Origin of the sequence: Staphylococcus simulans (assembly GCF_047037175.1) — a bacterium.
Taxonomy (GTDB): domain Bacteria; phylum Bacillota; class Bacilli; order Staphylococcales; family Staphylococcaceae; genus Staphylococcus; species Staphylococcus simulans_C.
This window is the reverse complement of record NZ_CP178241.1, coordinates 1,129,180-1,142,901: the sequence shown is the minus strand read 5'-3', so window position 1 is coordinate 1,142,901 and position 13,722 is coordinate 1,129,180. Positions and strand designations below refer to the sequence as shown.

The following is a 13,722-nucleotide window of genomic DNA, read 5'->3' as shown; positions in this document are numbered from 1 at the left end:
TACTTACATGATAGAAGTAACTTTAAAACAAATTAAAGATTGGATTCCTTGTGACATTGATGACAATTATTTAGATCATACGATTAAAGGTGTCTCAATTGATTCAAGAAAAATTGATAAAGGCAATTTGTTTGTCCCGTTTAAAGGTGAAAACACAGACGGACATCGATTCGTACAACAAGCATTAGAAGATGGTGCAGGTGCTGTCTTTTACCAAAATGATGTCAAACCAGAGGAGCCTGTCAAAGGGCCTGTGATTTGGGTTGATGATACATTATTAGCCTTGCAAGAACTTGCGAAAGCTTACTTGCAGCACGTACAGCCGAAAGTGGTTGCGGTAACAGGCTCTAATGGTAAGACAACTACAAAAGATATGATTGAAAGTGTCTTAAAACCGAATTTCAAAGTGAAGAAAACACAAGGGAATTATAATAATGAAATCGGTATGCCGTTAACGATTTTAGAACTTGATGAAGACACTGAAATTTCTATTTTGGAAATGGGTATGTCAGGTTTCCATCAAATTGAACTCTTGTCAGAAATTGCTCAACCAGATATTGCGGTCATTACCAATATCGGAGAATCACACATGCAAGACTTAGGTTCTAGAGAAGGGATTGCACGTGCAAAATTTGAAATTGTCGCAGGATTAAAAGAAAATGGCGTACTGTTATATGATGGTGACGAACCGCTACTTGTACCGCACGTGCAAACGCTTGAAAATCATCAGGCAATCAGCATCGGTATAGAATCTAGCAATGAAGTGGTCTGCCATGTTGAACAACATGATGCTTTAGGTATTGCGTTCAGCATTAATGGTCATGAACAATATCAAATTCCTATTTTAGGTATTCATAATATGCGCAATGCGGCGATTGCGATTACAGTGGGCAAATTATTAGGACTTGATTATGAAACAATCAAAGCTAATATTGCTAAAGTACAATTAACGCAAATGCGTATGGAATTGCATCACTCTAAGCAAGATGTTGCAGTGATAAACGATGCTTATAATGCGAGTCCGACAAGTATGAAAGCAGCAATTGATACACTTTCAGCGATGGATGGACATAAAATTCTAATTTTGGCAGATGTTCTTGAATTAGGAGAAAACAGTGCTGAGATGCATGCTTCAGTTGGTGAATATTTAGAAGGTAAAGGAATCGATTATTTATTAACTTATGGACAAGAGGCAGCACATATTCATCAAGCTGGTAAAACAAATGTGGAAACAGCTCAACATTTTGATGATAAAGCGCAATTAATTGAATATACACTAACACACGTCCAACCAAAAGATAATGTGTTGATTAAAGGTTCAAGAGGTATGGCTTTAGAAGAAGTCGCACAAGCACTTTTAAAACAACATTAATTAAAAGTCAGCGAGATGATGAAATTTCTTATTATGAGAAATCCTATCATCTTACTGACTTTTTCATATTCTAGTGAGAATTGCATGATTGCTATAATAGGCACAAGGTGGTACTATATAGAAGTTGATGAAAAATTAAAGACAAGGTGGGGGCGGGTGCTCATTAGTTCTGTATCCATACAGAATAATTGTTAAAGGATTAACCGCTCATTTTTTATCATTTTTAGATGAAAATGAAACTTATAGATGATGTATATCTACTGAATTGAAGAGAGCACAAATTCATCAAAGTCGTCTCGACCATATATAAAGGAGAATTATTTTGCAAAAATTTAAAGACTTAGGTGTTTCAGAACAAACTGCTGAAACGCTTGCTAATATGGGCTTCGAAGAACCGACTCCTATACAAAATGACAGTATTCCGTTTGCACTGCACGGATTAGATATTTTAGGACAAGCGCAAACAGGTACAGGTAAAACAGGAGCGTTTGGGATTCCGTTAATTGAGAAAGTTGTCGGAAAAGAAGGCGTACAAGCACTGATTTTAGCACCTACTCGTGAACTTGCGATGCAAGTTGCGGAACAATTACGTGCATTCAGTCGCGGCCAACGCGTACAAGTCGTAACAGTTTTCGGCGGTATGCCGATTGGACGCCAAATTAAAGCGTTGAAAAAAGGACCACAAATTGTGGTAGGTACACCAGGGCGTGTCATTGACCATTTGAACCGTCGTACACTTAAAACAAATGATATCCACACATTAATTATTGATGAAGCGGATGAAATGATGAACATGGGCTTTATCGACGATATGAGATTCATTATGGACCAAATTCCATCAGAAAATCGTCAAACACTGTTGTTCTCAGCAACAATGCCTAAAGCCATCCAAGCTTTAGTTCAACAATTTATGAAAGACCCTAAAATCGTTAAAACAATGAATAACGAAATGTCAGATCCGCAAATTGATGAATACTACACAATCGTTAAAGAATTAGAGAAATTCGAAACATTTACCAACTTCTTAGATGTCCACCAACCAGAACTCGCAATTGTCTTCGGTCGTACAAAACGTCGTGTAGACGAATTAACAAGCGCATTAATTTCAAAAGGCTACAAAGCTGAAGGTTTACATGGTGATATTACACAAGCAAAACGTTTAGAAGTCTTGAAGAAATTTAAAAATGATCAAATCGATATTTTAGTTGCGACAGACGTTGCAGCACGTGGTTTAGATATTTCAGGTGTCAGCCATGTATACAACTTCGATATTCCTCAAGATACTGAAAGCTATACACACCGTATTGGTCGTACTGGCCGTGCTGGTAAAAAAGGTATCGCGGTTACATTTGTAAACCCAATTGAAATGGATTATATCCGTCAAATCGAAGATACAAATAACCGACGCATGAAAGCGTTAAGACCACCACACCGTAAAGAAGTATTACGCGCGCGTGAAAATGATATTAAAGAAAAAGTAGAAAAATGGATGGCACAAGAACATTCAGAACGTCTGCAAAACATTTCATCTCAATTATTAAATGAGTATGACGATGTAGAATTAGTATCAGCATTATTACAAGAATTAGTGGAATCAAATGACGAAGTAGAAGTTCAATTAACTTTCGAAAAACCACTTGCACGTAAAGGTCGTCATAATACAAAAGGTCCTCGTCGTGGAGGAAAACCTTCAAATAAACGTTCAAACAACAAGTTTGATAATAAAAACCGTCGCGGTAAAGGCAAATTTAATGGTAAAAAACAAAAACACGACAAAAAAGATCATAAAAAACCAATTAAAGGCCGCACTTTCGCAGACATGCAAAAATAAGAATATACAATGATGATAAACCGTTTCGAAACTATTCGAAGCGGTTTTCTCTTTATAGAAATTTATAAAAATTTAACAAAATAATGTTAATCATTGTTAAAATATGACTGATAGCAAAAATACATAGAAAGGTGCGAAGTTCACTGATGTCTAAACAAAGCCCGCGACGTGCAGTAGGATACTATTATGTCCGTTACTTCATTGGATTTTTAGTGGAGGTCTTGATATTTAGCGGTTTAGTATTCTTGTATCATCACTTTAAGTGGTCACCTTGGGTATTAAATATACTTATCATATTATTGGCCATGAGTTTTCTATACAAAATCATCTATCCTTGGATTTTATGGAAATATCGCTTTTATAGTTTGCAGGAACAATATTTATCAAATGAAACGCGATTTTTCTTTCAGAAGCAACAAGTACTTAAATACAACAGAATACAATTTGTAGAAAGAGAAAGCGGACCGATTTTATTAGGGTTTAAACTTTATAAACTTTCCATTGTTACTGCTGGTCATGTCGTCACATTACCACTATTGACAGAAGGTGATGCGGTGACCATAGAATCCGTATGTATGCGCCAACTTGAGGAGGTAGATGCAGATGTATAATCCGCAAAGATTACACCCGTTGTCTTATCTCACAGGATTGATTACCACGATTAAGCAAAATATCGTCGTTATCATTATCTTTTTTATTAATATCAATAATTTTGAATACACAGATTTAACATCTTATATTTGGCCGGCTATTTTAGTCTTATTATTCCTGATTTCATTTGTTTTTAATGCGTTAGAAGTTTACTCCACACGTTATTGGATAGAAGGTCATCATTTTGTCGTGACCAAAGGCGTGTTTAATAAAAAGCGAAAAGAACTGGATATTCAAAGAATCCAAGCATTTGATTCCTCACAAGATATTGTTAATCGAATCTTTGGCGGAGTAATTATGGAAATAAAAACACCAAGTGATGGCATAACGTTGCAAATAGTGTCTAAGCATCAATTCAATTTGATAGAACAAGCCATCAGATCAGAACAAACATCAAAAGATTATAAAGGTGAATCATCTCATGGACCTATTGATGAGGAACAGCAAGTTTCTCATGACTCGGCAACAGACAAGCCTGAACACATTTTTAAACTTTCACTGAAAGAGTTAATTTTTATGGCTTTGTCTAGCGGGTCTATAGGGATTGCGTTAGTGACTTTAGCACCATTATTAGGAAGTTTCCAAGAAATTATTCCGTGGGATCAAGTATTCCATCAGTTTGATTGGATTGCCGAAGCTGCGTATGTAGTGGTGTCAGGTATGATCATTTTAGCTTTGCTATTAGCGTATATTATTGGTGTCATCATAGAATTTGTAAGGTATTACGGTTATACCTTGAGTGAGAAAAATGAACAACTGCATGTGAAATATGGCTTGTTGAATGTAAAAACGGTAAATGTGGCAACACGCCGAATTCAAGCGGTAGTAGAAAAACAATCATTTATACGTCGATTTATCGGTTATACTTCTATTTACTTTATTATTACGAGTGATGCGGAAAAGACTGATAGCACTACAACAGCTTCAGGTGATATTATGATTTTACCGTTTATAAAACGTAAGAAAGCCTATCAAATCGTTGAGCAGTTAGTGCCTTCTATTCAATTTGAAACCGTAGAACCCGGATTGCCGATAGGCGGTATACGGCGTCATGCACAAATTGGAATCGGTCTATTTTTAATCGCAGGTGTGATTTGTACGTACTTTTGGTCATGGTGGTATATGTTATTAGCAATTGTCGCAAGTCTGTTAGTATTAGTGCATAGTTTTATGACTGTACATTATTCAGGCTTTAAAACAGATTCTTCTACATTAACTGTTAAGAAAACTCAATTAACGAGAACGCGTTATTATTATGCGAAAAGAGATAAGTTGATCGGGTTTGAAAAATCACAGAATTGGTTTATGAAACGTGTCGGCTTAGCTGATTTCTCATTTTCAGCTGCAAAAGGGCAAGGTCAAATAGATATCGGTTTGCGCTTTATTAATAATGATGCTGCTGAACAACTAAAACAATGGTATGTAAAGGAGGACAACGATGAATAGAATGGCTCAAGATGGAAAGAAAGTGTTGTTTATTTCAGGTTTAATTCAAACAGGACTGATTGTTTTAGTGTTTTCGGTATTAATTACGGCTGAATATCTGTGGTTGCACCTATTAACTAAAGATGCATTGAAATGGATTATTTTGGTTGCGGTTATACTTGTATTATTTGTCTTTATATGGACTTGTCTGCTTAATCCGTGGTTGAAGAATAAACAACATGGTTATTTGTTGGAAACAAAACAAATTATTGTTCAAGAGGGTATGATTTTTGTCAGCATGAAACATATTCCTTTGTTTAGAATTCAAAATATAGATATTAATGAAGGTTGGTTGATGCGTAAATGGCAATTAGCAACATTGACACTATCGACTGCTGGGGGAGATAGTGAGATTTTGTTAATTGATAGGACAACTGCACAGCGTATCATGTATGATATTAAACATATAAACGAATCAGATGAATTGATTGAAGAAGAAGCAGGTGAATAGATTGATTTATGGTATAGGTATAGATTTGATTGAAATCGATCGAATTAAAACCATGATAGAACGCCAACAGAGATTTCCTGAAAAGGTGTTAAGTCAAGAAGAGTTAGAAAAATTCGATTCGTTTTCACATCCGCAACGCAAAGCTGAATTTTTAGCTGGGCGCTTTGCCTGTAAAGAGGCATTTAGTAAAGCATTAGGAACTGGCATTGGCAAACGCATCAGTTTTCAAGATATTAATTGTAAAAATGATGAACTTGGACGACCTTATATTCATTTTGAAGGATTTAAAGTGCATGTCAGTATCTCACATACGAAAAATTATGCGACAAGCCAAGTGTTGCTAGAAAAAATATAGTCTGAATTGAGTATTGATAAAACCAGTCAGAAAGTATTATAGTAGTAATACATTTTACTTGGTTAAAGGAGATGACGGTATGGCGGATAAATTTTATCGCCCTACGTATTTAAAGGTAGACTTAGAAGCAATTTTAAAAAACTACCAAGTACTAGGAGAACTACAACCAAACAAAACAGTAATGCCTGTCATTAAAGCAAATGCATATGGAACTGGCAGTGTGAAAGTCGCACATTATCTCGAAGAACATGGTGCAGAATTCTTTGCGGTCGCTACGCTGGATGAAGCTATTGAACTGCGCATGCATGGGATAGATGCCAAAATTTTAATATTAGGTGTCGTCATGCCTAATGATATTAACAAAGCAATACAGCATCGTGTTGCTTTAACCGTACCTTCTTACCAATGGTTGGAAGCTGTATTAGATCATATTGAACCTGAGAATACCAAAGATTTATGGCTGCATGTCAAAATCGATACGGGTATGGGACGTTTAGGTGTGAAATCACTTGAGGATTATCAAAACATCGTTGAAACGATCCAACAACATGATCATTTAATATTCGAAGGCGTATTCACACACTTTGCGCAAGCAGACGAAGATTCACCACACACACATGAACAATATCAAGTGTTTGAAGAATTGGTAAACTCCTTACCGCATCCACCATATGTTCATGCGCAAAATTCAGCAGGTACAATTCTACATGAAGCACCTATTTGCAATATGGTACGTACCGGTATTTCTTTATATGGTTATTATCCATCTGAATATGTAGAAGAAGTAACGGATACTGTACTCTATCCTTGTGCGTACTGGGCAACTGAAATTATGGAAATCAAACGTTTAAACTTAGGAGATACCGTAAGTTATGGTTCTACTTTCACTGCTGATCACGAATTAAAAATCGCTATTTTAGGTGTAGGTTATGCTGATGGATTCCCACGTATGATGCAAGGCGCAACCGTAAACATCAGAGGTCATCATTGTGAAATTGTCGGTCGCGTTTGTATGGATCAAATGATGGTGGTATTACCTGAAGATGAAACATTTGAAGTTGGAGATACAGCGACATTATTAAACCGTGAACATCAAGGCCCTGAATCTTTAACTGCGTTGGCGCATCAACAACAAACTATCAACTATGAGGTGTTATGTCGAATTAGCCGACGTGTGCCGAGAATCTATGAACCAGAAAAAGTATTTGATATTGTCAACGAATTACAAAAATAGTATGGTCATGAATTTTGAAATTTGTTATGATTAATTTGAATATTAGTTTAGAAGTTCTTTATTTCTTGGAGGTCTTACTTATGTCAACGTTTAATCAGAATAGAAGCTATAGTTTGGAACAGTCATTAAAAGAAGGCTATTCACAAATGGCTGATTTGAATCTCTCCCTAGCAACGGAGGCATTTTCAGTAGAATGTGAAGCCTGTGATTGCAACGAATCTTATCTCACATTTGATAAGGATGAATGATGAGGAGAGGCGATGTATATTTAGCTGATTTATCACCAGTGCAAGGTTCTGAACAAGGGGGAGTTAGACCTGTTGTAATTATACAAAATGACACTGGCAATAAGTACAGTCCGACAGTAATTGTAGCCGCGATTACTGGGCGTATTAACAAGGCGAAAATTCCAACACATGTTGAAATTGAAAAAAGTAAATATAAATTGGACAAAGATTCTGTTATACTACTTGAACAGATTAGAACTGTTGATAAAAAACGTTTGAAAGAGAAGTTGACTTATCTTTCAGATGAAAAGATGAAAGAAATTGATAACGCAATTGGAATCAGTTTAGGCTTGACACATAAGAATTAGGAACCGATTTCAAAGCTTGCGTACACAACTAAATGAGAAGCGGTTGTATCAGTTTATGCTGAACAATCCAGTTCATTCAAATGAACGATTTAAAAAAGGTGAAGCAACATTTTCAGCCTGCTTAGCAATTTTGCTTATTGCTCGATTTTAATCATAGTGTGATACAGCATTTTACTATGATGCTGAAATGTGACGTTTAACCTCTTTTTATTTCATCAAACATGAATTTAATAAGTATGTGTGGTTACTGGGTAAACAGCAAAACTGGTGTAAAGAGAGGGACAACGCAATTGGAAAATTTCAAAAAAAGATACATGCAATTAATGAAGTCTTATGTAGAGTCCTATAATAAGGAAACTGTAATTAAGCAATTTGAAGGCTTTGGCCAAGAAATTTTAGAAAAAAACATCCATGCAGAAGATGTATTAGATATACACAGAGAATGTGCAAAACAGATGGACTTAACTAAAGAACAAGTCTTTGCGACATTTGAATTATTGAAAATCATCGCAAGTATATTTGGATATAGTTATCAAGATTATCAAGAAATGGTTGATAGACTGTATTATCATGATAAAGAAATGGATTTAGCTTCACGTTTACAACAAACGATGCTGCAAACAGAGATACCGCAATTCGATAGTATTCAAATTGGGGTGATTTCAGTGGCAGCTCAAAAAGTAAGCGGAGACTATTTCAACTTAATTGATCATAAAGATGGGACGATGAGCTTTGCGGTCGCAGATGTCATCGGCAAAGGTATTCCTGCAGCACTTGCGATGAGTATGATTAAATTCGGCATGGATTCTTATGGCCATTCACAACTACCAAGTGATGGTTTAAAGCGTCTGAATCGTGTAGTAGAGAAAAACGTCAATCAAGATATGTTTGTGACGATGTTTTATGGCTTGTACGAAGAGATGAATCATTTATTATATTGTAGTTCAGCTGGTCATGAACCAGGTTATATTTTCAGAGCTGCAGAAGATAAGTTTGAAGAAATCTCTGTTAAAGGACGTGTACTAGGTGTTAAACAATTAGAACGCTACATGCAACAGGAAATTCCTATTCATTTAGATGATTTAATTATTATCTTTACAGATGGTGTTACTGAAATCAGAGATGAAAACGGTAAGTTTATTGAGACGGATTATTTACTAGACTTTATTCATAAGTATAAAGATCTGCATCCGCAAGATATCGTACAGTTATTGTATGAAGATTTACTTGGCATTCAGAAGTCAGGCAAGCGAGATGACTTAACAATCTTAATTATTAAACGCGTAAATTAAATAAAAATGGTTAACCTTTAATAAAATTGGGTAAACTAGTGTTTGAAATATGAACAGACTGGAGTGTATCACTGAATGAACTTGAATATAGAGACACAAAAACACGATGGGTATTATGAAATTAAAGTCGGAGGGGAACTAGACGTTTATACTGTACCTGAATTGGAGCAAGTTTTAACACCAATTAAACAAGAAGGTACACATGACGTTTATGTTAACTTAACGAATGTTAGCTATATGGATTCAACTGGACTCGGCTTATTTGTCGGAACATTAAAAGCATTAAATCAAAATGATAAAGAATTATATATTATCGGCGCTTCAGAGCGTATCAGCCGTTTATTTGAAATTACAGGTTTAAGCGACTTGATGCACGTAAATGAAGGATCGGAGGTAGAATGACATGGAAGCGAAGCGGAATATAATTGAAATGAAGCTGCCGGCAGAAGCTGAATATGTCAGTTTAATTCGATTAACGTTATCGGGCGTGTTTTCACGTGCAGGTGCTTCATATGAAGATATAGAAGATGCTAAAATTGCGGTAAGTGAAGCAGTGACAAACGCAGTTAAACATGCATACAAAGAAGAAGAAATCGATACATCTATTTATTTATGTTTTGAAATTTATGAAGATAAAATCAGAGTTGTCATTTCTGACCAAGGTAAGAGCTTTGATTACGAAGAAAAGAAAAAAGAACTTGGACCATATAAAGAAAATGAAAACATTGATTTCTTAAGAGAAGGCGGATTAGGTTTATTCTTAATTGAGTCATTGATGGATGAAGTTAAAGTAAACAAAGACAATGGTGTAACGATAAGTATGATCAAGTATATAAAAAAAGAGCAGGTGCACAATAATGGCGAAAGAGTCGAAATCAATTAACGATATTTCACCACAACAAATCAACGAATGGATCAGACAACATCAGAATGAAGAAAATACCAGTGCCCAAGATAAGCTTGTCAGACATTATCAAAAATTGATTGAATCTTTAGCTTTCAAGTATTCAAAGGGACAATCACACCATGAAGACTTGGTTCAAGTAGGAATGGTAGGACTTATTGGTGCGATAAATCGATTTGATATTAATTATGGCCGAAAGTTTGAAGCCTTCTTGGTGCCTACGGTAATTGGTGAAATCAAAAGATACTTAAGAGATAAGACTTGGAGCGTTCATGTTCCAAGAAGAATCAAAGAAATCGGGCCGAGAATTAAAAAAACCACAGATGAACTGACTAATGAACTTGAACGTTCGCCATCCATTGCCGAAATTGCAGATAGATTAGAAGTTACAGAAGAAGAAGTATTAGAAGCGATGGAGATGGGACAAAGTTATAACGCGTTAAGCGTAGACCATTCCATTGAGGCAGATAAAGACGGTTCAACAGTTACTTTGCTTGATATTATGGGAGATCAAGAAGACGGTTATGATTTAACTGAAAAACGCATGATATTAGAAAGAATCTTACCAATTTTATCTGATCGTGAACGTGAAATTATTCAATGTACATTTATTGAGGGACTAAGCCAAAAAGAAACAGGCGAACGCATCGGCTTAAGTCAAATGCATGTCTCACGATTGCAACGTAATGCAATTAAAAAATTGCAAAAAGCAGCTAAAAAGTAATAATAAATATAAAGAAATACAATCTATAGAAAGGGCTGAGATACATGAGGTGTATTTCAGCCCTTTCTATCCTTATGATATGATAGTTACAGATTATGAATTTGAGGTGCAAACATTGAATAACGAATTAATCAACTCAATTGAAAAACAACATCATTTTTCAAAGAAACAAATTACAGAAGTTCTCGCTTTATTAGAAGAAAACAATACTGTTCCATTTATCGCACGTTATCGTAAAGAACGTACAGGCGGTTTAGATGAAGTAGAAATCAAAAAAATTGCTGATGAATATCACTATATGGAACAACTTCAAAAACGAAAAGAAGAAGTTTTACATAATATCGAACAACAAGGATTACTCGATGCACAGTTGAAAGATGATATTTTAAAACAAACTAAATTGCAGCGTGTTGAAGATTTATACAGACCATTTAAGCAAAAGAAAAAAACACGTGCAACAGAAGCTAAACGAAAAGGTTTAGAACCTTTAGCAAAATGGTTGATGCAAAAAAGTATCAATCAATCACCTGAAAAATATGCGGAATCATTTAGCAATGAAGAAGTAGCTTCAGCAGCAGAGGCTTTAGCTGGGGCACAAGATATCATAGCTGAATGGGTGTCAGACAATCCTAAATATAGAAATAAAATATTAACGCAAACGCAAAAACGCGGTTTGATTACAAGTACGAAAAAGAAAAAAGCTGAAGATGAAACGAAAACTTATGAAATGTACTATGACTTTTCTGAACCGATTCAGAAAGTAGCGAATCACAGAATCCTAGCAATGAACCGCGGGGAAAAAGAAAAAGTACTATCTGTAAAAATTGAAATGGATACGGATGCTTTAGAACGTGAAATTTCACGTCAAGAAATCAAGGGCCAACATGAAGGGACAAAATTCATTGAGGCAGCCATCCAAGATAGTATGAAACGTTTGATTATGCCGTCCATTGAACGAGAAATTCGCATTGATTTGACAACAAAAGCTGAAAATCATGCGATTGATGTCTTCAGTGTAAATTTAAAGCATTTACTTTTACAACCGCCGTTAAAAGGAAAACAAATTTTAGGTGTGGACCCTGCATTTAGAACTGGATGTAAGTTAGCAGTTATAAATCCATATGGAACGTTTATTGCTAAAGGTGTGATGTATCCGCATCCTCCAGTTTCTAAAACAGCTCAGGCGGAAAAAATATTCTTACAATTCATCAAGGATTATGATGTGAAGTTAGTAGCAATTGGTAATGGTACGGCAAGTCGTGAAACAGAACAGTTTGTAGCGGAATTAATTCAAAAACATCAGCTCGATGTACAATTTATCATTGTAAACGAGGCAGGGGCTTCTGTTTATTCTGCTTCTGAAATTGCTAGAACAGAATTCCCTGATTTCCAAGTAGAAGAAAGAAGTGCAGTATCGATTGGACGTCGTGTACAAGATCCATTAAGTGAATTAGTAAAAATTGACCCGAAATCTATAGGTGTAGGTCAATATCAACATGATGTTAACCAAAAGGCATTAGAAAGTGCATTGAACTTCGTAGTAGAGACTGCGGTTAACCAAGTAGGTGTGGATGTAAATACAGCTTCACGTTCACTATTACAACATGTTTCTGGACTGTCACCGCAAATCGCACAAAATATTATCGACTACCGTGAAGAAAATGGGGTAATCAATCATCATAAACAAATTGCTAAGGTCAAACGTTTAGGGCCTAAAACATTTGAACAAAGTATTGGTTTCTTACGTATCGTTAATGGCAAAGAACCTTTAGACAATACAGCAATTCACCCTGAAAGTTATGCGATTGCCTATCAATTATTAGAGCAACAAGGACTAAGCGCAGACGACTTAGGAACATCACATCTTAAAGAAGTATTAAATAAATTAGATTTAAAGCAGTCAGCTGAACAATTAAATGTTGGTTTACCAACATTAGAAGATATTGTAGCGGCATTAATTGCGCCGAATCGAGATCCGCGTGACGAATACGAAACGCCTATTTTGAAATCTAATGTATTGTCATTAGAAGATTTAACAAAAGGCATGAAACTAAGCGGTACGGTTAGAAATGTTGTAGACTTTGGTGCGTTTGTAGACGTAGGTGTAAAACAAGACGGCTTAGTGCATATTTCTCAATTAGCGAAACGTTTTGTGAAAAATCCAATGGATGTCGTTAATGTAGGGGATATTGTAGATGTTTGGGTGTTAGATACAGATACAGTGAAAAATAAAGTGTCATTGACGATGATTAATCCAAATGAAAAATAATTGGATGAACAATGAAAAGCTGCAGCAATTGACTGAAGACATTTCCAGACAATCATTTGGATGGGAATTCAAACATCAAGCTTATTTTAATAAGAGGTTAAGGACTACAGGCGGCAGATATTTATTGCAGTCGCATGATATTGAAATCAATCCAAAGCAATTTGAGTTGTTTGGAGAAGCGGCTATAATTGATATTATTAAACATGAATTATGCCACTATCATCTTCATCTCCAAAAAAGAGGTTACCAGCACAAAGATAAAGATTTTAAAGCGCTAAGTGAAAAAGTAGGTGCACCTAGATTTTGCAGTGCTGTTAAAAGTTATGAAGATCGGGCAAACTATGTCTATCAATGTCAAACGTGCAAAAAATCTTTCTTGCGTATTAGAAAAGTGAACACAAGGAAGATGGTCTGTGGTCATTGTCATGGCAAATTAAAATTGCAAAAGAAGCTCTAAGATACTATGCCGAGTATCTAAGGTAATATGCCTTGGAACTCGGTCTTTTTTAACATTTAGGATGATTTTAAATAAATTTAAAGAAATATGATGTTTAGTGTT

Annotated in this window: 15 protein-coding genes; all 15 read left to right on the top strand. The window is 35.5% G+C overall.

Going from position 1 to position 13,722, the window contains the following annotated elements:
- Positions 1-7 precede the first annotated feature (7 nt).
- Positions 8-1,372, top strand: a complete 1,365-nt coding sequence (locus tag ACFCT9_RS05735) for a UDP-N-acetylmuramoyl-tripeptide--D-alanyl-D-alanine ligase (RefSeq protein WP_412521458.1) — start codon at positions 8-10, stop codon at positions 1,370-1,372.
- Positions 1,373-1,694: 322 nt separating this feature from the next.
- The gene (cshA, locus tag ACFCT9_RS05730; protein WP_412521457.1) at positions 1,695-3,203 is read left to right on the top strand and encodes a degradosome RNA helicase CshA; all 1,509 of its coding nucleotides are present in this window, start codon (positions 1,695-1,697) and stop codon (positions 3,201-3,203) included.
- 146 nt (positions 3,204-3,349) lie between these two features.
- Entirely contained in the window at positions 3,350-3,814 is a 465-nt protein-coding gene (locus tag ACFCT9_RS05725) for a PH domain-containing protein (protein ID WP_412521456.1), read from the top strand.
- Positions 3,807-5,300, top strand: a complete 1,494-nt coding sequence (locus tag ACFCT9_RS05720) for a PH domain-containing protein (protein WP_412521455.1) — start codon at positions 3,807-3,809, stop codon at positions 5,298-5,300. Before ACFCT9_RS05725 ends, ACFCT9_RS05720 begins: the two co-directional genes overlap by 8 nt.
- Entirely contained in the window at positions 5,293-5,790 is a 498-nt protein-coding gene (locus ACFCT9_RS05715; RefSeq protein ID WP_412521454.1) for a PH domain-containing protein, read from the top strand. Before ACFCT9_RS05720 ends, ACFCT9_RS05715 begins: the two co-directional genes overlap by 8 nt.
- A gap of 1 nt (position 5,791) precedes the next feature.
- Complete coding sequence (gene acpS, locus ACFCT9_RS05710) at positions 5,792-6,145, top strand: holo-ACP synthase (protein ID WP_412521453.1); 354 nt, start codon at positions 5,792-5,794, stop codon at positions 6,143-6,145.
- A 79-nt stretch (positions 6,146-6,224) separates the two neighbouring features.
- Positions 6,225-7,379 (top strand): alanine racemase, encoded by a 1,155-nt coding sequence (gene alr / locus ACFCT9_RS05705; RefSeq protein ID WP_412521452.1) that lies wholly within the window; start codon positions 6,225-6,227, stop codon positions 7,377-7,379.
- Between the two features lie 80 nt (positions 7,380-7,459).
- Complete coding sequence (mazE, locus tag ACFCT9_RS05700; RefSeq protein WP_023016097.1) at positions 7,460-7,627, top strand: type II toxin-antitoxin system antitoxin MazE; 168 nt, start codon at positions 7,460-7,462, stop codon at positions 7,625-7,627.
- On the top strand, positions 7,624-7,974 hold the full coding sequence (locus ACFCT9_RS05695; protein ID WP_031262808.1) for a type II toxin-antitoxin system PemK/MazF family toxin: 351 nt from the start codon (positions 7,624-7,626) through the stop codon (positions 7,972-7,974). Before mazE ends, ACFCT9_RS05695 begins: the two co-directional genes overlap by 4 nt.
- A gap of 290 nt (positions 7,975-8,264) precedes the next feature.
- Positions 8,265-9,266: a SpoIIE family protein phosphatase gene (locus ACFCT9_RS05690; protein ID WP_412521451.1), complete on the top strand. Its 1,002-nt coding sequence runs from the start codon at positions 8,265-8,267 to the stop codon at positions 9,264-9,266.
- Between the two features lie 75 nt (positions 9,267-9,341).
- Positions 9,342-9,668, top strand: a complete 327-nt coding sequence (locus ACFCT9_RS05685) for an anti-sigma factor antagonist (RefSeq protein WP_105967039.1) — start codon at positions 9,342-9,344, stop codon at positions 9,666-9,668.
- A gap of 1 nt (position 9,669) precedes the next feature.
- Positions 9,670-10,149, top strand: a complete 480-nt coding sequence (gene rsbW / locus ACFCT9_RS05680; protein WP_412521450.1) for an anti-sigma B factor RsbW — start codon at positions 9,670-9,672, stop codon at positions 10,147-10,149.
- The gene (gene sigB / locus ACFCT9_RS05675) at positions 10,124-10,894 is read left to right on the top strand and encodes an RNA polymerase sigma factor SigB (RefSeq protein ID WP_412521449.1); all 771 of its coding nucleotides are present in this window, start codon (positions 10,124-10,126) and stop codon (positions 10,892-10,894) included. The genes rsbW and sigB overlap by 26 nt, the downstream gene beginning before the upstream one ends.
- Positions 10,895-11,009: 115 nt before the next feature.
- Positions 11,010-13,163 (top strand): Tex family protein, encoded by a 2,154-nt coding sequence (locus tag ACFCT9_RS05670; RefSeq protein ID WP_412521448.1) that lies wholly within the window; start codon positions 11,010-11,012, stop codon positions 13,161-13,163.
- 4 nt (positions 13,164-13,167) lie between these two features.
- On the top strand, positions 13,168-13,620 hold the full coding sequence (locus ACFCT9_RS05665) for a SprT family protein (protein ID WP_412521625.1): 453 nt from the start codon (positions 13,168-13,170) through the stop codon (positions 13,618-13,620).
- The last annotated feature ends 102 nt before the right edge of the window (positions 13,621-13,722 follow it).

Coding starts and splice junctions, on each gene's coding strand:
- rsbW (WP_412521450.1), top strand. CDS start 9,670: ATGGAAGCGAAGCGGAATATAATTGAAATGAAGCTGCCGGCAGAAGCT.
- ACFCT9_RS05695 (WP_031262808.1), top strand. CDS start 7,624: ATGATGAGGAGAGGCGATGTATATTTAGCTGATTTATCACCAGTGCAA.
- ACFCT9_RS05715 (WP_412521454.1), top strand. CDS start 5,293: ATGAATAGAATGGCTCAAGATGGAAAGAAAGTGTTGTTTATTTCAGGT.
- ACFCT9_RS05685 (WP_105967039.1), top strand. CDS start 9,342: ATGAACTTGAATATAGAGACACAAAAACACGATGGGTATTATGAAATT.
- alr (WP_412521452.1), top strand. CDS start 6,225: ATGGCGGATAAATTTTATCGCCCTACGTATTTAAAGGTAGACTTAGAA.
- ACFCT9_RS05720 (WP_412521455.1), top strand. CDS start 3,807: ATGTATAATCCGCAAAGATTACACCCGTTGTCTTATCTCACAGGATTG.
- sigB (WP_412521449.1), top strand. CDS start 10,124: ATGGCGAAAGAGTCGAAATCAATTAACGATATTTCACCACAACAAATC.
- ACFCT9_RS05665 (WP_412521625.1), top strand. CDS start 13,168: ATGAACAATGAAAAGCTGCAGCAATTGACTGAAGACATTTCCAGACAA.
- ACFCT9_RS05725 (WP_412521456.1), top strand. CDS start 3,350: ATGTCTAAACAAAGCCCGCGACGTGCAGTAGGATACTATTATGTCCGT.
- mazE (WP_023016097.1), top strand. CDS start 7,460: ATGTCAACGTTTAATCAGAATAGAAGCTATAGTTTGGAACAGTCATTA.
- ACFCT9_RS05735 (WP_412521458.1), top strand. CDS start 8: ATGATAGAAGTAACTTTAAAACAAATTAAAGATTGGATTCCTTGTGAC.